The organism is Streptomyces sp. NPDC051286, assembly GCF_044455345.1.
Lineage (GTDB): Bacteria > Actinomycetota > Actinomycetes > Streptomycetales > Streptomycetaceae > Streptomyces.
The window spans coordinates 1-21,133 of sequence record NZ_JBITER010000038.1 but is presented as its reverse complement, the minus strand read 5'-3'; the positions used below and the strand labels follow the sequence as shown (position 1 = coordinate 21,133).

Sequence of the window (21,133 nt, the reverse complement as noted above, 5' to 3'; positions counted from 1 at the left end):
CCTCGGGCGAAACTGTCTCCCGTGAAACACGTCATCGCCCTCGATGTGGGCGGCACCGGAATGAAGGCCGCACTGGTCGGGGCCGACGGCACCCTGCTGCACGAGGCTCGGCGCGCAACCGGCAGGGAGCGCGGACCCGACGCCGTCGTGGAGTCGATCCTCACCTTTGCCGCGGAACTGCGCGCCCACGGGGAGCGACACTTCGGCGAGAGCGCCGTCGCGGCCGGTGTCGCCGTGCCCGGCATCGTCGACGCGGAGAACGGGATCGCCGTCTACTCCTCGAACCTGGGCTGGCGCGACGTCCCCATGCGCACCCTGCTCGGCGAACGGCTCGGCGGCGTACCCGTGGCGCTCGGCCACGACGTCAGGACCGGTGGCCTCGCCGAGGGCAGGATCGGCGCGGGCAAGGGCGCCGACCGCTTCCTGTTCGTCCCGCTCGGTACCGGCATCGCCGGGGCCATCGGCATCACGGGCACCATCGAGGCGGGCGCGCACGGGTACGCCGGCGAGATCGGGCACATCGTGGTCCGGCCGGACGGACCGGACTGCGGGTGCGGACAGCGCGGCTGCCTGGAGGCCCTCGCGTCCGCCTCCGCCGTCAGCCGCGCCTGGGCCGCCGCGTCGGGGGTCCCGGAAGCCGACGCCGCGGACTGCGCGAAGGCCGTCGAATCGGGTGACCCCGCGGCCGTACGGGTATGGCAGGACGCGGTCGACGCGCTCGCCGCCGGGCTGGTCACCGCGCTGACCCTGCTGGACCCCCGCGCGCTCATCATCGGTGGCGGCCTCGCCGAGGCAGGGGAAACCTTGTTCGTACCACTCCGTGCGGCCGTCGAGGAACGTGTCACGTTCCAGAAGCTGCCCGACATCGTCCCGGCGGCCCTCGGGGACACCGCCGGATGCCTGGGTGCAGGGCTGCTCGCCTGGGATCTTCTCTCCACGGAGGTATCCGCCTGATGGCCGGACGCGCAGACAGCACGGTTCTCGCCGGGGCCCGGGTGGTCCTTCCCACCGGCACCGTCGAGAACGGCCGGGTGATCATCGAGGGCACTCGGATCACCGAGGGTCCGGCGGAGGGCGCCCGGACCATCGATCTGACCGGCCACTGGGTCGTCCCCGGCTTCGTCGACATGCACAACCACGGCGGTGGCGGCGCGTCCTTCACCTCCGGCACCGTGGACGAGGTCCTCACCGGCGTCCGCACCCACCGCGAGCACGGCACCACCACCCTGGTCGCCTCCACCGTCACCGGCGAGATGGACTTCCTCGCCGAGCGGGCCGGGATCCTCTCCGAGCTGGTCGAGCAGGGCGATCTGGCCGGGATCCACTTCGAGGGCCCGTTCATCTCGCCGTGCCGCAAGGGCGCGCACAGCGAGACGCTGCTGCGCCACCCGGACCCGGCCGAGGTCCGCAAGCTGATGGACGCGGCGCGCGGCACCGCCAAGATGGTCACGCTCGCCACCGAACTGCCGGGCGGCATCGAGTCGGTGCGGCTGCTCGCCGAGCACGGCGTGATCGCCGCGATCGGGCACACCGACGCGACGTACGAGCAGACCGTCGAGGCGATCGACGCGGGCGCCACCGTCGCCACTCATCTGTTCAACGCGATGCCGCCGTTCGCCCACCGCGATCCCGGTCCGATCGCCGCCCTCCTGGAGGACGAGCGGATCACCGTCGAGCTGATCAACGACGGTACACATCTGCACCCGGCCGCCCTGGAGCTGGCATACCACCACGCGGGCGCCGCCCGCGTGGCGCTGATCACGGACGCGATGGACGCGGCCGGGTTCGGTGACGGCCAGTACCAGCTGGGTCCGCTCGCCGTCGAGGTCAAGGACGGCGTCGCCCGGCTCGTCGAGGGCAACTCGATCGCGGGTTCCACGCTCACCCTGGACACCGCGTTCCGCCGGGCCGTCACGCTCGACCGGATCCCGGTCGAGGACGTCGTGCGGTCCATCTCCGCCAACCCGGCACGGCTGCTCGGCGTGTACGACAAGGTCGGCTCGCTCGACCCGGGCAAGGACGCGGACCTGGTGGTCCTGGACGCGGACTTCGCACTCAAGGGCGTCATGCACAAGGGCGAATGGGTCATTGAGCCCGAACTCGGGTGATTTCAGCCATTCTTGACAGAGGGGCGAATACGTAACGAAGAGGCAGCGGTTGGCCCGGAAGTCTGGGCCGACCGCTTTCTCTTTGGCATGATCGCTTCGTAAACAGCAGGGAAAGCGCGTTCTGGCACAAGGGATCCGCGCTCCGGCACGGATCGAAGGGGTGACCGAGGTGATCCTCACGGTCACGCTGAACACGGCACTCGACCTGACGTACGGCGTCCCGGCGCTGGTCCCGCACACCAGCCACCGCGTCGGTGACATATCCGAACGCCCCGGCGGCAAAGGACTCAACGTCGCCCGGGTGCTCTCCGCGCTCGGCCACGAGACCGTGGTCACCGGCTTCGCCGGAGGCGCCACCGGAGCCGTACTCCGCGAGCTCCTGGCGGACCTCCCGCCGCGCGACGCACTCGTTCCCGTCGCCGGGAACACCCGCCGCACCATCGCGGTCGTCGACGCGTCCACCGGCGACACCACCCAGCTCAACGAACCCGGCCCACTCGTCAGCGCCGACGAGTGGACCACTTTCCTCGCCACGTACGAGAAGCTCCTCGCCGGCGCGGACGCGGTCGCACTCTGCGGCAGCCTGCCGCCCGGCATCCACGTCGGCGCCTACGCCGAACTGGTCCGCATCGCCCGGGCCGCCGAGGTCCCCGTGCTCCTCGACACCAGCGGCGAACCGCTGCGCCGGGGCATAGCCGCCCGCCCCGACCTGATCAAGCCGAACGCCGACGAGCTCGCCCAGCTCACCGGCTCCCGCGACCCGCTGCGCGCCACCCATGACGCCCGCCGCCGGGGCGCGCACGGCGTGATCGCCTCGCTCGGCGCGGACGGCATGCTCGCCGTCACACCCGAGGGCGCCTGGCGGGCGGCGCCGCCGGACCGGGTCGCGGGCAACCCCACCGGAGCGGGCGACTCCGCCGTGGCCGGGCTGCTGTCCGGTCTCGTCGAGGGGCTGAGCTGGCCGGACCGGCTGCGCAGGGCGGTGGCACTGTCAACGGCGACGGTGCTGGCGCCGGCGGCCGGGGAGTTCGACCGGGCGGCGTACGAGGAGCTGCTGCCGCGCGTCGGCATCGAGGAACAAGTACCGGCGGTCTGAGCGGCGCGGAACCAGCCCGCATCGCGCGCCCGGCACCGTCCCGGATCATCCCGCACCACACGAAGTCCCAGGGGGCAGCATGCCGCTCGTCAGCACCGGTGAACTCGTCTCGGCCGCCCAGGCCGACGGACGCTCAGTCGCCGCCTTCAACGTCATCACACTGGAGCACGCGGAGGCCATCGCCGCGGGCGCGGAACGCGCCGGGGCGCCCGCCATCCTGCAGATCTCCGAGAACGCCGTGAAGTTCCACGGCGGTCGGCTCTCCGCCATCGCCGCCGCGACCGCCGCCGTCGCCCGCGCGTCCCACGCGCCGCTCGCGCTCCACCTGGACCACGTCGAGTCCGTGGAACTGCTGCACCAGGCGCACGACGAGGGCTTCGGCTCGGTGATGTTCGACGCCTCGAAGCTGACCTACGAGGAGAACGTGCGGGCCACGGCCGACGCGGTCGCCTGGGGCCACGAGCGCGGGATCTGGATCGAGGCAGAGCTGGGCCGGGTGGGCGGGAAGGACACAGACAAGGTCGGCGGCAAGGAGGGCGAGGCCCCGCTCGACGCCCACGCCCCCGGCGTCCGGACCGACCCGGCCGAGGCCGCCGCCTACGCCGCGGCGACCGGCGTCGACGCGCTGGCCGTCGCGGTCGGCTCCTCGCACGCGATGACGGAGCGCACCGCCGCCCTGGACCACGCCCTGATCGGCCGGCTGCGCGACGCGGTCCCGGTCCCGCTGGTGCTGCACGGCTCCAGCGGCGTCCCGGACGAGGAGATCCGCCAGGCGGTCGCCTCGGGCATGCGCAAGATCAACGTGGGTACGGCGCTGAACACGGCGTTCACCGGCGCGGTGCGCGCGTACCTGGCCGAGAACCCGACGGGCGTCGACCCACGCAAGTACATCGTCCCGGGCCGTGAGGCGATGGCCACGACGGTGGCGGGGTTCCTGGCACTGATGGGCTGAGAGCCTGTCGGGTGACCTCTGATCGAAGGTCACCCGACAGGCTCTGAGGCGCCACGAGGCGGCCGGCACAGAAGATCTGCCCTACGCCTTTCTCGGAACCGGTCGCGGTTCGGAGAAAGGCGTAGGGCAGATCGGTTTCGGGAGTGCTCAGCCGTTCGCCGACGTGACCTCGAGCCAGTCGAGAATCACGTCGCACTGATTACCGGTCTCGCACGAGATCTTGATCTCGTTGTCGCCCTGGTTCAAGGTGACCGGCGCCCATGTGGTCTGCCAGTTCTTCTCCCAGTTCGGGTCCGTGGAGTGCACGAAGTTCTTCAGACCGATGGGCTGGCTGTTGGCCTTGCCGTTGACCGTCAGCGTGGCGTTGGCGTCCTTGGCCGGGATGGCGTACCGCACCGTCAGCCGGTACGAGCCCGCCGTCTTCATCGGCGCCTTCCAGGTCACCGAGGAGCCCGGCTGGTTGAAGCCGTTGACGTACACGCCGTCCGCGCCCTCGGCGCCCTTGATGGTCTTCTCGACGGTGGCCGCGCCGCCGAGCTTCAGCGTCGCGGCGTCCTGCTTCGGCAGCTCCTCCGAGGCCTCGGAGGATGTCTCGGACTGCTTCGGCTTCGGGGACTCCTCGACCTGACCGGTGGGACCGTCCGAGGTGGTGGCCTCGTCCTTCTTGTTGCTGTCCTTGCCGTTGTTCGTGACCATCGCGACGCCGATGCCGACGAGGACGACCGCGACGACCGCGATCGCACCGATCAGCAGGCCCTTGGTGTTCGGACCGCCGTTGCCGGGACCGCCGCTGCGGCCGCGGCCGCCCTGCACCGGAACGTGCCCGGCGGGACCGCCGGGGTACGTCTCCGGGGCGGCGTACTGGGCGTTCGGCCCGCCGTACTGCGCCTGCTGCTGCCCGCCGTACGGCTGCGGCGGCACCTGCTGCCCGTACTGGCGCTCGCCGACCGTCCGCACCTGGTTGTACGAGGTTCTGGGCACGCCGGGCTGCGAGGCAGGACCCGGATAGCCGTAGCCGCCCTGCCGTGGCGACTGGGCGCCGGACGCCTGCCCGTCCTCGTACAGGTAGCCGAACGGATCGTCGTCCTCGGGTGTGCTTGCGCCGTTGTTCCCGGCCGTCATCCCTGGGTCACTCCTCACCATGTCGCCAGCCGTCGCCGAATATCGCCAGCCGTCGCCGACCGGCCGAGCCTACCTCGAACGGAGCACACCAAGAATTGCCGTCGGCCTTCGGGGTGCCGTGCCGGAACCGGGGCGGGTTACCGGAACGGACCTGCCGTGAACGTCAGCCGGCTCTGCGGTGAACCTTCGACCGCGACCGCTTCTCCACATACATCCGCTGGTCGGCAGAGCGCAGCACCTCTTCGGCGGTCATGCCGCAGCCGGCCCAGCCGATCCCGAAACTCGCCCCGACCCGCACCGCACGGCCATCCACCCGAATGGGGGGAATGATGGCGTTGCGCAACCGTACGGCCAGGTCTGCGGCGTCCGCGGCACCGAGCCCGTCCGCGAGGACGACGAACTCGTCACCCCCGAGCCGGGCGACGGTGTCGCCGTCGCGCACACAGGTGGTGAGCCGCCGGGCGACCTCGATCAGGACGGCATCGCCGGTGTGGTGCCCGAAGCGGTCGTTGATGGATTTGAAGCCGTCGAGGTCGCAGAAGAGGACCGCCAGCCCCTTCGTCCCGTCGTCCTGCTCGCTGTCGGGCGCCACCGCGTGCACATGGTGGTCGTACGGGCCGCCGCCCGCCACCGCGTCCGCCTCGAAGCCGTCGGCCCGGAAGCCGTGCGTCCGGGCGTCCATGTCCTCGACGTCGCCGTACGCCGCGTCCAGCGCCTCCACGGCGGTGGTCGCCGCCGAGTGCGGGCGCTCGCAGAGCCGGGCACCGAGCCGGGCGCGCAGCTCGGCGCTGTTGGGCAGGCCGGTGAGCGCGTCGTGCGAGGCGCGGTGCGCGAGGTGCAGCTCGTGGCGCTTGCGCTCCTCGATGTCCTCCACATGGGTGAGGAGGAAGCGGGGGCCGTCGGTGGTGTCCGCGACGACGGAGTTGCGCAGCGAGACCCAGAGGTAGGTGCCGTCCCGGCGCCCGAGCCGCAGCTCGGCCCGGCCGCCCTCGGCGGACGTGCGCAGCAGGGTGCCGACGTCCTCGGGGTGCACGAGGTCGGCGAAGGAGTAGCGGCGCAGGACGGAGGCGGGCCGGCCGAGGAGCCGGCACAGTGCGTCGTTGGTGCGCAGCAGCCGGCCGTGCTGGTCGCCGCCCATCTCGGCGATGGCCATACCGCTGGGGGCGTACTCGAAGGCCTGGCGAAAGGATTCCTCGCTGGCCCGCAGCGCCTGCTGCTCCCGTTCGAGCCGGACCAGGGCACGCTGCATGTTCGCTCGGAGCCGGGCGTTGCTGATCGCAATGGCCGACTGGGACGCGTACATCTGGAGGGCCTCGCGACCCCAGGCGCCGGGGCGGCGGCCGTTGCGCGGGCGGTCGACGGATATGACGCCGAGGAGGTCCCGGCCGCCGCCGGACGCGTACATCGGGGCGTAGAGCCGGTCCTGCGGATGCCACTCGTCCTCGAAGCGGGGCTCCGGCCCCTCGGTGTGCCACTGCGGTACGTCGTCGTCGAGGAGGACCCAGCCGTCGGTGTGCGGTATGAAACAGAGATCGTCCCAGCGCTCCCCCATGGAGAGCCTGCGCTCCCAGGAGGTGCGCGAGCCGACGCGGCCGGTGATCAGCGCTTCGGCGGCGGAGTTGCCCGCGAACGCGGCGACGACGAGGTCGCCGTCGGGGCGGACAAGGTTGACGCAAGCCAGCTCGTACCCAAGACCGGCGACGATTCCGTCGGCCACGGTCTGCAGTGTGTCGGCCAGGCTCCGCGCCGTGTTGAGATCGGCGACGGCCTGATGCAGCTGCCGCATCGTCGCTAGACGAACGTACGGCTCCGACTCGGCCTCCATTGATCGCACTCCCCGAGACCTCGACAGCACTCCAGGCTTCATATCGACGTACTTGTTCGCAGTGTCACAGCCACTGAATCACAGTGAGCTGTGCACCCGGTACACAGGGTCAACAAATAGTGCCCCCTGTGACTCAAGTCACAACAGATGATGAAGGGGACCGAGCGACCTCCGGAAGAGGCCCTTCCTCTTCTCGAACGCACATCTGTACGTTGCGCGGCGCCGCGCCTCGTCGCGTTGTGCCGTGGCGGTGCGGCCCCATGGGGCCGGAGTCCTAGGACCCGGCTGGTCCCCTGGCCCGATGCGACCGCGCGCGGGCTACGGCTAGCGTGCCGGTGTGTTGCAGACGAAACCCCCCACCCCACGATCCGAGCCCGTCCCCCATGCTGAAGGGGTGAGCAACGAGGAGTTCCGCGGCGCCCTCGCCCGGCTGGCCGCAGGCGTGGTGCTGATCACCGCCCAGGAGCCGCCGCTCGACGAGGACGGGCGCGGCGAGGACGTGGGGATGACGGCAACCGCCTTCATGTCCGTGTCACTGGACCCGCCCCTGGTCCTGGTGAGCCTGCGCAACGGCTCCCGGATGGACGACCTGCTGGGCGAGCAGCCGTTGTGGGCGGTCTCCGTGCTCGCGGAGAGCCAGCGGCACATCGCGGGACGGTTCGCGATGAAGGGCCGGATCAGCGATCGGCTGCTGTTCGACGACATCCCCTACGTACGGGGAGAGGTGTCCGGCGCGCCGCTGATCAGCGGCGCTCTTGCCACTCTGGAGTGCCGCACGGAGCAGCGGGTGCTCGCGGGCGACCACACCCTGGTGATCGGGCGGGTGGTGAGCGCGGCGCTGCCGAGCGCGGACGGCGGGCCGCTGACGTACTTCCGGGGGCGCTACCGGCAGCTGAGCTGACCGGGAGTCACCGGCGCCGTCCGGTCGGGGCCGGAACGGATCGCGGGTGCGACCCGTCCGCCGCCGGAGCGGCCGCGGACGCCGCCTACCAGTCGCGGCCGGAGCGGCCGCGCTTCGTGTCGCCGCGCTGCTTCTTCTCGCGCAGCCGCCGCTCGTTGATCCCGCGCGGGATCCTGGTCTTGCGGCGCGGCTTGGGGGGCGGCGCGGTGGCTTCGGCCAGCAGGGCGGCGAGGCGGACGAGTGCGGTCTCGCGGTTGCGCCACTGGGAGCGGTGCTCCGAAGCCCGTACGGCGACCACGCCGCCCACCAGCCGGCTCTCCAGGCGCTGGAGCGCCCGCTCCTTCCATACCTCCGGAAGCGACTCGGTCGCCGCGAGGTCGAAGCGCAGCTCCACCTGGGAGTCGCTGGTGTTGACGTGCTGACCGCCGGGCCCGGAGGACCGCGAGAAACGCCACATGAGTTCGGCCTCCGGCAGGGAGACCGAACCACGGATGACATAGGGCCCGGACATGACACCCATGTTCCCTGGCCGGGGACCTGTTCGTCACCTTCTTTTGCCGTGCCCGGCCGTCGCTCCGGCTGCGCATTCGGTAACGGCCGGGTGCACGATAGCGAGCGGGCTCCCGGCGTCATGCGACTCCGCCTCCGGCGTTGTCGTCGGTCGACGACGCTCCGCGTCGCCTCACTCCTCCGCCTTGGATTCGAAGCCCCATGACGCCGCTCGCTGATCCACTCTCTATCGCGCACCCGGCCGTAAAGAAAGCAAAGAGACCAGGAACCTCTCGGTCCTTCGCCTGCGTTATGACGGGTGACGGTAGCTTCGTGAACGCATGAAGCCCGCACACGACGATGAAAGGGACTTCCCATGGCAGTAAGCCTGTCCAAGGGCGGCAACGTCTCGCTCACCAAGGAGGCCCCGGGCCTGACCGCCGTCACGGTCGGCCTCGGCTGGGACGTCCGTACCACCACCGGCACCGACTTCGACCTCGACGCCTCGGCGATCGCGGTGAACGCGGCGGGGAAGGTCGTCTCCGACGGCCACTTCGTCTTCTTCAACAACAAGTCGACGCCGGACCAGACCATCGTCCACACCGGTGACAACGTCACGGGCCAGGGCGAGGGCGACGACGAGCAGATCAACGTCAACCTGGCGGGCCTCACTGCCGACGTCGACAAGATCGTCTTCCCGGTCTCCATCTACGACGCCGAGACGCGCAGCCAGAACTTCGGCCAGGTGCGCAACGCGTTCATCCGCATCATCAACCAGGCCGGCGGCGTCGAGATCGCCCGCTACGACCTGAGCGAGGACGCCGCCACCGAGACCGCGATGGTCTTCGGCGAGCTGTACCGCAACGGCGCGGAGTGGAAGTTCCGCGCGGTGGGCCAGGGTTACGCCTCGGGCCTGCGCGGCATCGCACAGGACTTCGGCGTCAACCTCTGACGCAGAGCCCAGGGGCCTGAAGGCCCGGACAATGGGAGCCCCCGGCCGATCGTTTTCGGCCAGGGGCTCCCGTTCGTCCGCCTGCCGTCGGCCACCGCCAAGACACCGATGACCGTATGCCGCATATCGGATGATGCTCCCTCACAGACGGACAAGATCCGGTCAAATCCTTGACGCGCCCCTGCCAATACGGGCGGTTCGGTGCCACTCTCTCCGCAGCCCCCTCACGGAGCTCATGGACCGAGTGAAGGAGAACGAGTGAGAACCACTCTGCGTGCCGCCGCTCTTGCCGCAACCGCCGCCATGGTCGTCGTCGGCGTACAAGCAGGTCCGGCCGGTGCGGCCCAGGACCGCGAGTCCGGGGCCACCGCCCTGCCTCTCAGCGCGTCCCAGCGGGTCTCAGCCCTCAAGGAGGCCCAGGCCGGGGCCGCCTCGACCGCCGCGAAGATCAAGCTCGGCGGCAAGGAAAAGCTCGTCGTCCGCGATGTGATCAAGGACGCCGACGGCACGGTTCACACCCGATACGAGCGCACCTACGACGGACTGCCCGTCCTCGGCGGCGACCTCGTCACCCACACTCGTAAGGACGGTTCACTCAAGGGGGTCTCCAAGGCCACCGCCGCCGACATCGCCGTCCCGTCGACGACCGCCGCACTCGCCGCCAAGGCCGGTGCGCGGAAGGTGATCTGGGCCGCCAGCGGCAAGCCCACGCTCGCCTACGAGAACGTGGTCAAGGGCACCCAGCACGACGGGACGCCCAGCGAGCGTCACGTCATCACGGACGCCACCACCGGCAAGGAGCTCTACGCGTACGAGGGCATCGAGACCGGGTCCGGCACCAGCCAGTACAGCGGCACGGTGAACCTGGGCACGACGGCCTCCGGGTCCGGCTACAACCTGACCGACGGCGGTCGCGGCGGCCACAACACGTACGACCTGAACGGCGGCAGCGCCGGCACCGGGACCCTCTTCACCGACGCCGACGACATCTGGGGCAACGGTCTCGCGACCAACCGTCAGACCGCCGCCGTCGACGCCCACTACGGCGCCGCCATGACCTGGGACTTCTACCAGAACGTCCTGGGACGCAACGGCATCGCGGGCGACGGCAGGGCCGCGTACTCCCGGGTCCACTACGGCAACGCGTACGTCAACGCCTTCTGGTCGGACAGCTGCTTCTGCATGACGTACGGCGACGGCTCGGGCAACCTCAAGCCGCTCACCTCGCTGGACGTCGCCGGGCACGAGATGAGCCACGGTCTGACCGCGTCCACCGCCGGTCTGAACTACAGCCGCGAGTCGGGCGGCCTCAACGAGGCGACCAGCGACATCTTCGGTAACTCGGTCGAGTTCTACGCCGCCAACAGCAACGACGTCGGCGACTACCTCGTCGGTGAGAAGATCGACATCAGGGGCAACGGCACCCCGCTGCGCTACATGGACCAGCCGAGCAAGGACGGCGCCTCCGCCGACTACTGGTCGAAGAAGGTCGGCAGCCTCGACGTCCACTACTCGTCCGGGCCCGCCAACCACTTCTTCTACCTGCTGTCCGAGGGCAGCGGCGCGAAGACCATCAACGGAGTCTCCTACAACTCGCCGACCTCCAACGGCTCCACGATCACGGGGATCGGGCGCGACAAGGCCATTCAGATCTGGTACCGGGCCCTCTCCACCTACATGACGTCGACCACCAACTACGCCGGGGCGCGGACCGCGACCCTGAAGGCGGCGACCGATCTGTACGGGGCGGGAAGCACGGAGTACGCGGCCGTCGCCGCCGCCTGGTCCGGAATCAACGTGAAGTAACCCCCGCATCTGCGGTTCCGGGAGCCGGTCAGCCCTTCGTGGCGGGCCGGCTCCTGCCGTAGAGCCAGGTGTTCCACAGGCTCGTCAGATCCAGGCCGGTCGTCTTCTCCGCATAGGCGGTGAAGTCGGCCGTCGACGCGTTGCCGTGCCGGTGCGCCTTCGTCCAGCCCCTGACGAGGGCGAAGAACCGCTTGTCGTCGCCCATCGCCTGCCGGATCTTGTGGATCACCATCGCCCCGCGCCCGTACACCGGCGCCTGCGAGATGTCCGCGGTCGTCGGCGGATCGGTCGGCGGGAACGCCCAGTTGGCATCGCTCGCGAAGGCGCGGTCGAAGCTGTCCTGGACGGGGACGCCCTCCTTGTCCGCCTGCCACAGCCATTCCGCGTACGTCGCGAAGCCCTCGTTGAGCCACATGTCCCGCCAGCTCTCGGGCGTGACGGAGTTCCCGAACCACTGGTGGGACATCTCGTGGACGAGGAGCCCGATCCCCGGCGGGCCGGGGAAGAACGGCCGGTTCTGGGTCTCCAGCGCATACCCGGAGTCGTTCGCGCGCTCGACGATCGCGCCGGTCGAGGAGAACGGATACGGGCCGAAGCGCTCGGCCTCCCACCGCACGACCTCGGGGATCCGGGCCAGGGTCCGGGCGCTCGCCGCCGCCGACTTCGGGTCCACGGCCGTGAACACCTTGATGCCGTCGGGGGTCGTCGACGCCTTCGTGTCGAAGTGCCCGATGGTGAGCGTCGCGAGATAGGTCGCCATGGGCGCGGCGGTGTGCCAGTGGAACGTGGTGGTGGCACCGGAGGTCCTACGGGAGGTCAGCTCGCCGTTGGACACGGCGGTCAGGCCCTTGGGAACGGTGACCGTGAGGTCGTAGGACGCCTTGTCGCTCGGGTGGTTGTTGCCGGGGAACCAAGCCATCGCCCCGACCGGCTCACCGAGCGCCACCGATCCGTCCGCCGTCCTCAGCCAGCCCTCCTTCGACCTGTCCGGGTCGGTGAGGGTCAGCGGGGAACCGGAGTAGCGGACGACCGTACGGAACGTCCTGCCCTTGTGGAGGTGGCTCTCCACCTCGGCATCGGGGCGCAGGGTCAGTTCGTGGGCCGCCCGGTTGACGGCGGCCGGGCGGCCCTCGACCTGCGCGGACTCGACGGTCAGCCCGGCCAGGTCGAGATTGAAGGCGCTGAGGTCCTGGGTGGCGCGCGCGGTGATCACGGCGGTGCCGCGCAGGTGCTGGGCGGCCGGGTCGACGTCGAGGGTGAGGTCGTAATGAGTGACGTCGTACCCACCGTTGCCGGCCTTCGGGAAGTACGGGTCGCGCAGACCGGCGGCGCCGGGGGTGCCCTGCACACCACCGATCCCGGCGGAGCAGGCGGTGCCGAGAGAAACCACGGTGGTCGTGACGAGGACCAGGATCAGAGCGGTGGGACGCACGCAGATAATCCTATGTGCGGAATGTCGGTTTGGCGGATCGGTGAATGCTCACCTCGGGGTCCGGTTCCGCAGCAGCGCCGCGATCTCCGCGAACCCGCGCCGCTCCGCGTGTTCCAGCGCCGTCACCCCGTCGCCGTCCGGCAGACCGGGGGTCGCGCCCGCCGCCAGCAGCAGTTCGACGATCTCCTGGTGCGCACGGCCGCCGTCGCCCAGGATCACGGCCTCCAGCAGGGCGGTCCAGCCGAGCCGGTTGACATGGTCGACGTCGATGTCCGTGACCCGGAGCAGCTCCCGTACGTAACCGACATGGCCACGCTCACTCGCCGGGATCAGCGCGATGCCGCCGAAGCGGTTACGGAGCTTCAGGTCGGGACCGGCCGGCAGCAGCGTGTGCAGCATCGCGACGCTGCCGGTGACGCCGGTCGCCAGCCAGGAACTGTCCTCGCGCCGGTCCTGCGCATCGGGGTCCGCACCCGCCTCGACGAGCAGCCGGGCGAGCTCGACGTGGTCGCCGTGGACGGCGAGGAGCAGCGGGGTGCGCCGCTCCTCGTCGCGGACGTCGACACCCGCGCGGGCGCCGTGGCCGTGGCGAAGGAACAGCGGCTGCTGCCGTGAGCCGGTCCGCCTGCGGCGAGGACCGCCGCGGCGCCAGGCGCCCACGGTCCCGGGGGCCGTGGGGCGACCCATCGCTCCGGCGTCGGTGCACTCCCGGGCATGACACCATCGAACTGTGCTCGACATCGGCTACTCCCTCTCCCGACGCTTCCCCGATCCCCCGCAGACCGACTACCGCCGCGCGGACGTCCACGCCCTGCGGCACGACCTGTTCTCCGGGGACGTCTACCTCGCGGACACCAAGGCGGACCGCGAGGTATCCACAGCCTGGGGATGGGTGCCCGTGCTCGACTTCGCCTGGGCGCTCTGCGACATCGTCGAGCAGATCGACCAGGACCCCCGCGGCAGCCGCTCGCACCGACGTCAGTTCGCCGAGCTGGACTTCACCGAGTCGTCCGACCGGATGCTCTTCGAGCGCCGCTTCGGCTGGGTCGATGTCGAAGCCGACTGGATGCCCGGCGACGAGCCCCCGCTCACCTTCAGCCACTCCCTGCTGCGCCGCGAGGCCCGCGACTTCCTGCACGACCTGATCGCGGACCTCGCCGACATGCACGAGGGGCTCGCCGACAACCCCGTGATCTGGGACCTCCAGGCCCGCTTCCCCCGGGTCTGACGAGCGGATCCGTGGAAACCGGCTGGGGGTGTCCGGCGGATCAGGGACCCGGCCATGACCCGCCGGACACCCCCTACGCCTCCACCCGCACCCCGATCTGCGCCGCGAACGCCGGGGCCAGTTCCGTCAGCTGCACCGGGCTGATCACCGCCCCCGCCAGCCGCTCCACGCCACGGGCGATGTCCAGCTCGGCGGCCGTCCGCAGGTCCACCGACTCCATCCGCACGGAACTGAAGTCGGCCCGCTTCAGCACACAGTCCCGGAACTCCACCCGCACCAGCTGCGCGCCCCCGAAGTCCGGCTCGGACAGCACGCAGCCCTCGAAGACCACGTCCTTCAGCCGCGCCGTGCGCAGGTTCAGATAGTCGATCTTCCCGCCGCGCACATGGACCCGCTCCAGCACCGCACCGTGCAGCTGCACCCCGCCCAGCCGCGCGTCCACCACCTCCACATCACGCAGCGACGCCCCCGCGAGATCGGTGCCCACCCCCCGCACCCCCGTCAGGACCGAGTCGATGAAGCGGGCCCTGATCAGCTCCGTACGGTCGAGCGCGCATCCCTCCAGCGCGCAGTCCATGAACCGGGCGCCCGGACCCGACTCGTCCGAGAGGTCCGTCCCCTCGAACCGCACACCGTCGTAGTCCCCGTCCGGCTCCAGCCCCACCCGGTCGTACGGAACGAGTGGTGGCAACCGCACCTCCGGCCGTCGCGCCGCCGCCACGGCGTCCTTCCCGCCACCACTCCTGCTGTTACGTGCCATGACCCCATCGTGACCCACACCACTGACAACGCCCCCGCGTCGATGTCACACCCGGGCCCCTTCAGGACGTCACCTCTTTGTCATCGTTCCGACGACGAGGAGACCGGTACACATGCAGCGCATCCACATCATCGGCGGCGGCGTCGCCGGCTTCACCGCAGCGATCACAGCCGCCGAGTCCGGCGCCCTGGTGACCGTCCATGAGGCCCACCACACCCTCGGCGGCCGCGCCAGGACCGCCGAAGGCCCGTACCTCACCAATGAAGGACCTCACGCCCTCTACCGCCACGGACCGCACTGGGCCTGGCTGGCACAGCGTGACCTTCTCGGCGCGATGGCCACCGTGCCGCTGCGGCAGGCCGCCAGGCTCCGCTTCCGGCTGGGCGGCGCCCTGCGCAGGACCCCACCCCTCACCCTCCTCCGGCTGACCCGACGCCGGACCGAACACGCCCCCGTCGACACCGACTTCCACACCTGGGCCACCGCCCAGGTCGGCGAGGAGGGCGCCCGCACAGCCGCGCACTTCGCCGCCGTCGCGCTCTTCCACCACGACCCCGGTTCGCTCTCCGCCGCGTTCGTCCAGGAGCGGCTGCGCCGCGCCGCCGCCTTGCCGCCCGAGGCCCGCTACCCGGTCGGCGGCTGGGCTCAGGTCGTCGACCGGATGGCCGCACGCGCCTGGAACCTGAGCGTCCGGATAGAGACGGTGAGCCGGATCGATCCGAGCGCCCTCGACGACCTGGCCCGCAGCGGCCCCGTCATCGTCGCCACCTCCCTCGACGCCGCCCGCGGGCTGCTCTGCGACCCCACGCTGACCTGGGACAGCGGCCGAACCGCTCTGATCGACCTGGCCCTGCGCACCCGGCGCGGCGACGCCTTCGCCGTCTCCGACCTGGACGCCCCCGGCTGGATCGAACGCTTCACTGCCCAGGACCACACCCTTGCCCCGGCGGGTCGGCAGCTCCTCCAGGGCCAGTTCCCCGTCGCCCCGGGCGAGTCGAAGGCGGCGGGCATCGCCCGTGCCGAAGACGTCCTCGACCTCGGCTTCCCCGGCTGGCGCGACCGCGTCGAGTGGCGGCGCGAGGCTCTCGCCACCGGCCGTACGGGCGCGGTCGACCGCCCCGGCACCACCTGGCGGGACCGGCCGGCCATCGACCGCGGCAACGGCATCTACCTCGCGGGCGACCAGGTCGCGGCGCCCGGACTGCTCAGCGAGGTGTCGTTCAACAGTGGAATGGAGGCCGCCGTGCTCGCGCTCGGCGCGAGCGAACAGCCGCGGTCGACCCGTCGGACGCTTGACCTCGAGCGCGGTTGAGGTCGGAGGGTGATCCCCGAGAGCCAACCGACCCGGGGAGCACACCATGCATGCCGTCCGCCTCCACACCTTCGGCCCCGCCGAGAACCTCACGTACGAGACGACCGACGACCCGGTACCCGGCCCCGGCCAGGTCCGGATCGCCGTCGCCGCGGCCGGTGTGCACCTCCTCGACGCCGCCCTGCGCGAGGGCATGACGGGGCCGTTCCCGGCCCCCGCCGAGCTGCCCACCGTCCCCGGCCGCGAAGTCGCCGGAACGGTCGACGCGCTCGGTGAGGGCACCGACCCCGGCTGGCTGGGCAGCCGCGTCGTCGCCCACCTCGGCATGGCCCCCGGCGGCTACGCCGAACTCGCCGTCACCGACGCCGACAAGCTCCACCCGATCCCGCCCGGCCTCGACGAGGCCGAGGCCGTCGCCATGATCGGCACCGGCCGCACCGCCCTGGGCATCCTGCAGTTCACCGAGCTCGGCCCCGACTCGATCGCCGTCGTCCCCGCCGCTGCGGGCGGCATCGGCACCCTGCTCGTCCAGTACGCCAAGCACGCCGGAGCCACCGTCATCGGCCTCGCCGGCGGACCCGCCAAGGTCGCAGCGGTGCAGGCCAACGGCGCCGACCTCGCCGTCGACTACACCCTCCCCGACTGGCCGGCCCGGGTCCGTACCTACCTCGACGGCCTCGGCCGCCGCGCCACCGTCGTCTACGACTCCGTCGGCGGCGTCACCGCGCGCGCCGCCGTCGGCCTCCTCGGCAAGGGCGGGCAGCACATCGTCTTCGGCTGGTCCGGTGAGGGACTTCACAACGGGTCCCCGCTCACCTTCACCGACGAGGAGCTCGCCGAACGCGGCATCACCTCCCAGGGCGTCCTCGGCCCGGTGATGATGCAGAAGGCGGGCGGCCTGCGCGCCCTCGAAGAACGCTCGCTCGCCGAAGCCGCCGCGGGCCGCCTGCGTCCCGCCGTCCAGCGCTTCCCGCTCGCCGAGGCGGCCGCCGCCCACCGCGCCCTGGAGACGCGCGGCACGATCGGCAAGGTCGTCCTCGTCCCCGGCCTCTCGAGGCAATACTCCTAGGACCTCGGTCAGCCGCCGAGCTTCACCAGCGCCCCGTCCGTCAGCCGGTACACCGTCCACTCGTCCTGCGGGCGCGCACCCAGCGACTCGTAGAACGCGATGGACGGGGCGTTCCAGTTCAGCACCGACCACTCCAGACGCTCGTACCCCCGCTCCACACAGATCCGTGCCAGCTCCGTCAGCAGCGCCTTGCCGTGCCCGCCGCCACGCCGGTCGGGGCGTACGTACAGGTCCTCCAGGTAGATGCCGTGCACCCCGCGCCACGTCGAGAAATTCAGGAACCAGAGCGCGAAGCCCACGATCTCCCCGTCCTCGTCCGACTCGGCGATGTGCGCATACGCGGCGGGCCGCTCGCCGAACAACGCCTCGTACAGCTGCTCCTCGGTGGCGTTCACCTCGTGGAGCGCCTTCTCGTACTCGGCGAGATCGCGGACCATGGAATGGATGACGGGGACATCGGCAGCAGTAGCGGTACGAATCATGGGAGCAGCGTAAGCAGCCGCCCCGACCACCGTCTTCCCGCTGTCCCTGGCCCCGCAGCTGCCGGGCGATGTCCGCCGGCTCCGGCCCCAAGCGGCTCTCTCGTCCGGCCGCAGCCTCCGCTCGCCCAGGAACCGGTCCGCGAGCTCCGGAAGCGCGGCCAGGAGCACCCGCCCGGTCTCGCCGGTGTACTTGGACCGGGTGGCGATCAGCGCGTCCGGAATGTCAATCACGCACCCGGTCGTAGGCCCGTGCGTCAATCGGTTATGCCCCCCAGCAGCCCGGCCCCGCCCGCGAACCCGCTCTCCCTCCCGAGGCGCGCCCTGCGCGCCGTCCGCTTCTGGATCCGCAGCGCGCCCGGCACGTACATCTGGCTGACGGCCCTCTTCGTCACCACGGTCGTGGTGCATCAGATGTCCCCCGACTTCGAGGAGGACTTCCTGCGTCAGCACTCGACCAACATCCACGAGCTCATCCGCGACCCGGTACGTGTCCTCATCTCCAGCGCCTTCTGGATCGACAGCGGCAAGTGGCTCCCGTACGCCTTCCTCTTCACGGTCTTCCACGCCCCCGCCGAACGCTGGCTCGGCACGCTGCGCTGGTTGGCGGTTGCGGCGCTCGCCCACATCCTGGCCACCCTCGTCAGCGAGGGCGTCCTCGCCTGGGCCGTCCGGCACGGAGAGGCACCCGCGTCGGCGGTCCACACCCTGGACGTCGGGGTCAGTTACGCACTCGCGGGCGTCGTCGCCGTCCTCACGTACCACGTCTCCCGGCCCTTGCGGTACGGGTACCTCTTCGCCGTCCTCGTCGTCTACGGCATCCCCCTCATCAGGGGCCGCACCTTCACCGACCTCGGCCACATCACCGCCGTCCTCATCGGTCTCGCCTGCTATCCGCTCACCCTGGGGAGGACGAAACCGCCCCCGCGCAGTAACGTCCCGCCACACAGGAACTCGGCTTCACAAGGACGAGCAGGGGCAACATGAGCACGGTCAGCACGGTCAACGGCGGAATATCGTTCTGGTACGCGGACCACGGCACACCTGTCCCGCGCGAGCCCCTGCCCGGCGACACCACCACGGACGTCTGCATCGTCGGCGGCGGATACACCGGACTCTGGACGGCGTACTACCTCAAGAAGGCCGCCCCCTTCCTGAACATCACCGTCCTCGAGGCGAAGTTCTGCGGTTACGGCGCCTCCGGCCGCAACGGCGGCTGGCTCTACAACGGCATCGCAGGCCGCGACCGCTACGCGAAACTCCACGGCCACGACGCCGCCGTCCGCCTCCAGAAGGCGATGAACGACACCGTCGACGAGGTCGTACGCGTCGCCACCGAAGAGAACATCGACGCCGACATCCACCAGGGCGGCGTCCTCGAAGTGGCCTACACCGCGGCCCAACTGGCCCGCCTCAAGGACTTCCACTCCGTCGAGATCGCCTTCGGCGAGACCGACCGGGTCCTGCGCGGCGCCCGCGAGACCGCCGAACGCATCCGCGTCACCGGAGCCGTCGGCTCCACCTGGACACCGCACGGCGCCCGCCTGCACCCGGTCAAACTCGTCAAGGGGCTCGCCGACGCCGTCGAGGCGCTCGGCGTCACCATCCACGAGTCGACACCCGTCACCGAGATCAAGCCCAAGCACGCCCACACCCCGTACGGCACCGTCCGCGCCCCGTACATCCTGCGCTGCACCGAGGGCTTCACGGCCAACCTCAAGGGCCAGAAGCGCACCTGGCTCCCGATGAACTCCTCGATGATCGTCACCGAACCGCTCCCGAAGTCGGTCTGGGAAACCATCGGCTGGGACGGCCGCGAAACGCTCGGCGACACGGCCCACGCCTACATGTACGCCCAGCGCACCGCCGACGACCGCATCGCACTCGGTGGCCGGGGCGTCCCGTATCGCTTCGGCTCCGGTACCGACAACGACGGGCGCACCCAGCCCGCCACCATCGAGGCCCTCCGAGAGATCCTGGTCCGCTTCTTCCCCACCACCGCGGGCGCCCGCATCGACCACGCCTGGTCCGGCGTCCTCGGCGTCCCCCGCGACTGGTGCGCCACGGTCACCCTCGACCGCTCCACCGGACTCGGCTGGGCCGGCGGCTACGTCGGCTCCGGCGTCGCCACCACCAACCTCGCCGCCCGCACCCTGCGCGACCTGATCCAGCAGGACTCCGGCCAGTCGGGCCCCACCGACCTGACCACCCTCCCCTGGGTCAACCACAAGGTCCGCCGCTGGGAACCGGAACCCTTCCGCTGGATCGGCGTCCACGGCATGTACGCGGCCTACCGCACCGCGGACCGCCGCGAACTCACCTCGGCCGAAGCCACCACCGACCCGATCGCCAAGGTGGCGGACCGGCTGGCTGGACGGCACTGAAAAACATTCGTTCGCCGATGTCCTTGTTCGGGCGCATTGGGTCCCCGCAGACCTGTCGTGCGTTGGTCACAGCGGGGTCCCTCGGTTGCACCGCCGGGCCAGGGTTCGCAAGGATGGCGCCCTATGGGATCAGTTGGTGTGACAGGGGGAAGCGCATGAAGTTCGACATGGGGGCGCAGGTTCTGTCGACTCTGACGTCGCAGTCGCGTGGTTCGAGTGATGACTTGGGCGCGTTGATCCGTCAGCTGGTGCAGGCGGCCGCGCCGTTGGAGGGGAAGTTCAACGGCGCGGGGCGGGTGGCGTTCGACTCGTTCAAGAATCGTTCGGACGAGATCACGGCGGCGTTGAACGGTTCGCTTTCGGCGCTGCTGGGTGGTCAGTCGGGCATGGAGCAGGCGTTCGGTTCGGGTGACCAGGAGCAGGGCGACAACGCCCGGCAGCAGATGGGTGCGGCGAACTTCGACGCGGCCCGTTTCGGCGGACGCTGACCGCCTCTCGGTTTCATGGGTTCCACAGATTTCACGGGGAGTGTTTGTTGATGGCTGGTGACAGTGACCGTCGTGCGTACGACACGGGTGCGTCGGCGGATGCGCAGGGCAATATCCAGGTCGTGATCGCGCGTCTGGAGGAAGTGATCGCGGCGCGGGACGGCCAGGTCAAGGCGGCGATGGCGGACTTCACCGCGGACGGTGTCGCGGACGAGTACCACGGCAAGGAACTGCGGTGGAACCGGGCCTCGCAGGAGGTCAAGAACATCATCCAGCTGCTGAAGACGACGCTGGAGAAGAACGACGGCACCGCGCAGCACACCATCACGCGGGCGAAGGCCGCAGTCGACAACATCGGCTGACCTGGGCGGGCGGGCCCCCGGGACGGGAGTCCTCGGGGGCCAGGCGTGTACGGAATCTTTTGATGGACCTTTGATGATCGGGCAGTTGCCCGGCCAGTTGGGCACGGGGGTTAGCTGGTGACCGGGTGGGATCTGAAGCCGCAGGGTATTCAGGGCGTGCTGAAGACGACGGGTGAGACCGCGGGGAAGATCGAGACGTACGCGAAGTCGTACGGCGAGCATCTGACGTCGGCGGCGACGAGTGCGGGCACGATCACCGCCGAGGGTGGCGACGGCGGGGGCGAGGGCGGTGAGAAGGCAGCCGGCGGTCTCGTCGCGCTGGCCCTGTCGCAGTACGCCGAACACGCCACGAGCGACCTGAAGTTCAT

At 70.6% G+C, this 21,133-nt stretch carries 22 protein-coding genes; 15 read left to right on the top strand and 7 right to left on the bottom strand.

Annotated features, from left to right (window positions below):
* Window positions 1-21 precede the first annotated feature (21 nt).
* From ACIBB8_RS28785 to ACIBB8_RS28770, 4 genes are all read left to right on the top strand, one after another.
* Complete coding sequence (locus tag ACIBB8_RS28785) at window positions 22-954, top strand: ROK family protein (protein WP_398956965.1); 933 nt, start codon at window positions 22-24, stop codon at window positions 952-954.
* Complete coding sequence (nagA, locus tag ACIBB8_RS28780) at window positions 954-2,108, top strand: N-acetylglucosamine-6-phosphate deacetylase (protein WP_398956963.1); 1,155 nt, start codon at window positions 954-956, stop codon at window positions 2,106-2,108. Before ACIBB8_RS28785 ends, nagA begins: the two co-directional genes overlap by 1 nt.
* A 169-nt stretch (window positions 2,109-2,277) precedes the next feature.
* Window positions 2,278-3,204, top strand: coding sequence for a 1-phosphofructokinase family hexose kinase (locus ACIBB8_RS28775; RefSeq protein ID WP_398957030.1), 927 nt, complete (start codon window positions 2,278-2,280; stop codon window positions 3,202-3,204).
* Window positions 3,205-3,283: 79 nt separating this feature from the next.
* A complete protein-coding gene (locus tag ACIBB8_RS28770) occupies window positions 3,284-4,156 on the top strand; it encodes a ketose-bisphosphate aldolase (protein WP_398956961.1) in 873 nt (290 codons plus the stop codon).
* Window positions 4,157-4,303: 147 nt separating this feature from the next.
* Here ACIBB8_RS28770 and ACIBB8_RS28765 read toward each other — a convergent pair whose 3' ends face one another.
* The gene (locus ACIBB8_RS28765; protein ID WP_398956958.1) at window positions 4,304-5,278 is read right to left on the bottom strand and encodes a CBM35 domain-containing protein; all 975 of its coding nucleotides are present in this window, start codon (window positions 5,276-5,278) and stop codon (window positions 4,304-4,306) included.
* A gap of 163 nt (window positions 5,279-5,441) precedes the next feature.
* A complete protein-coding gene (gene cdgB / locus ACIBB8_RS28760; protein ID WP_398956956.1) occupies window positions 5,442-7,103 on the bottom strand; it encodes a diguanylate cyclase CdgB in 1,662 nt (553 codons plus the stop codon).
* A 394-nt stretch (window positions 7,104-7,497) separates the two neighbouring features.
* Here cdgB and ACIBB8_RS28755 point away from each other — a divergent pair, with 394 nt between their 5' ends.
* Window positions 7,498-8,004: a flavin reductase family protein gene (locus ACIBB8_RS28755; protein WP_398956954.1), complete on the top strand. Its 507-nt coding sequence runs from the start codon at window positions 7,498-7,500 to the stop codon at window positions 8,002-8,004.
* Window positions 8,005-8,089: 85 nt separating this feature from the next.
* On the opposite strand, the gene arfB is transcribed toward ACIBB8_RS28755, so the two are convergent.
* The gene (gene arfB, locus ACIBB8_RS28750; protein ID WP_366692998.1) at window positions 8,090-8,524 is read right to left on the bottom strand and encodes an alternative ribosome rescue aminoacyl-tRNA hydrolase ArfB; all 435 of its coding nucleotides are present in this window, start codon (window positions 8,522-8,524) and stop codon (window positions 8,090-8,092) included.
* 345 nt (window positions 8,525-8,869) lie between these two features.
* Between arfB and ACIBB8_RS28745 the strand changes: the two genes are divergently transcribed.
* Together ACIBB8_RS28745 and ACIBB8_RS28740 are read left to right on the top strand one after the other, a co-directional pair.
* Window positions 8,870-9,445, top strand: coding sequence for a TerD family protein (locus tag ACIBB8_RS28745; protein WP_398956951.1), 576 nt, complete (start codon window positions 8,870-8,872; stop codon window positions 9,443-9,445).
* A 303-nt stretch (window positions 9,446-9,748) separates the two neighbouring features.
* Entirely contained in the window at window positions 9,749-11,251 is a 1,503-nt protein-coding gene (locus ACIBB8_RS28740; RefSeq protein WP_398957028.1) for a M4 family metallopeptidase, read from the top strand.
* 28 nt (window positions 11,252-11,279) lie between these two features.
* On the opposite strand, the gene ACIBB8_RS28735 is transcribed toward ACIBB8_RS28740, so the two are convergent.
* Both ACIBB8_RS28735 and ACIBB8_RS28730 read right to left on the bottom strand, forming a co-directional pair.
* The gene (locus ACIBB8_RS28735; protein ID WP_398957026.1) at window positions 11,280-12,665 is read right to left on the bottom strand and encodes a M1 family metallopeptidase; all 1,386 of its coding nucleotides are present in this window, start codon (window positions 12,663-12,665) and stop codon (window positions 11,280-11,282) included.
* A 66-nt stretch (window positions 12,666-12,731) separates the two neighbouring features.
* Window positions 12,732-13,424 carry an ankyrin repeat domain-containing protein gene (locus tag ACIBB8_RS28730; protein WP_398956949.1) on the bottom strand — a complete coding sequence of 231 codons (693 nt, stop codon included), beginning with the start codon at window positions 13,422-13,424 and terminating at the stop codon, window positions 12,732-12,734.
* Between ACIBB8_RS28730 and ACIBB8_RS28725 the strand changes: the two genes are divergently transcribed.
* Entirely contained in the window at window positions 13,414-13,911 is a 498-nt protein-coding gene (locus ACIBB8_RS28725) for a hypothetical protein (RefSeq protein WP_037692856.1), read from the top strand. The two genes, ACIBB8_RS28730 and ACIBB8_RS28725, sit on opposite strands and share 11 nt — an antisense overlap.
* 73 nt (window positions 13,912-13,984) lie before the next feature.
* Here ACIBB8_RS28725 and ACIBB8_RS28720 read toward each other — a convergent pair whose 3' ends face one another.
* Complete coding sequence (locus ACIBB8_RS28720; RefSeq protein WP_398956946.1) at window positions 13,985-14,671, bottom strand: pentapeptide repeat-containing protein; 687 nt, start codon at window positions 14,669-14,671, stop codon at window positions 13,985-13,987.
* A 112-nt stretch (window positions 14,672-14,783) separates the two neighbouring features.
* On the opposite strand from ACIBB8_RS28720, the gene ACIBB8_RS28715 reads away from it, so the two are divergent.
* Window positions 14,784-15,983 carry an NAD(P)-binding protein gene (locus ACIBB8_RS28715; protein ID WP_398956944.1) on the top strand — a complete coding sequence of 400 codons (1,200 nt, stop codon included), beginning with the start codon at window positions 14,784-14,786 and terminating at the stop codon, window positions 15,981-15,983.
* Window positions 15,984-16,029: 46 nt separating this feature from the next.
* The gene (locus ACIBB8_RS28710; RefSeq protein WP_398956943.1) at window positions 16,030-17,052 is read left to right on the top strand and encodes a zinc-binding dehydrogenase; all 1,023 of its coding nucleotides are present in this window, start codon (window positions 16,030-16,032) and stop codon (window positions 17,050-17,052) included.
* Window positions 17,053-17,060: 8 nt separating this feature from the next.
* On the opposite strand, the gene ACIBB8_RS28705 is transcribed toward ACIBB8_RS28710, so the two are convergent.
* Entirely contained in the window at window positions 17,061-17,534 is a 474-nt protein-coding gene (locus ACIBB8_RS28705; RefSeq protein WP_398957024.1) for a GNAT family N-acetyltransferase, read from the bottom strand.
* Between the two features lie 264 nt (window positions 17,535-17,798).
* Here ACIBB8_RS28705 and ACIBB8_RS28700 point away from each other — a divergent pair, with 264 nt between their 5' ends.
* The 5 genes from ACIBB8_RS28700 to ACIBB8_RS28680 all read left to right on the top strand — a co-directional run.
* On the top strand, window positions 17,799-18,518 hold the full coding sequence (locus ACIBB8_RS28700) for a rhomboid-like protein (protein WP_398956940.1): 720 nt from the start codon (window positions 17,799-17,801) through the stop codon (window positions 18,516-18,518).
* Entirely contained in the window at window positions 18,515-19,915 is a 1,401-nt protein-coding gene (locus tag ACIBB8_RS28695) for an NAD(P)/FAD-dependent oxidoreductase (protein ID WP_398956938.1), read from the top strand. Before ACIBB8_RS28700 ends, ACIBB8_RS28695 begins: the two co-directional genes overlap by 4 nt.
* 155 nt (window positions 19,916-20,070) lie before the next feature.
* Window positions 20,071-20,403 carry a hypothetical protein gene (locus tag ACIBB8_RS28690; protein WP_398956936.1) on the top strand — a complete coding sequence of 111 codons (333 nt, stop codon included), beginning with the start codon at window positions 20,071-20,073 and terminating at the stop codon, window positions 20,401-20,403.
* A gap of 50 nt (window positions 20,404-20,453) precedes the next feature.
* Window positions 20,454-20,765, top strand: coding sequence for a pore-forming ESAT-6 family protein (locus ACIBB8_RS28685; protein ID WP_398956934.1), 312 nt, complete (start codon window positions 20,454-20,456; stop codon window positions 20,763-20,765).
* Between the two features lie 156 nt (window positions 20,766-20,921).
* On the top strand, window positions 20,922-21,133 hold a 212-nt coding region (locus ACIBB8_RS28680; RefSeq protein WP_398956932.1), incomplete at its 3' end, for a DUF6507 family protein.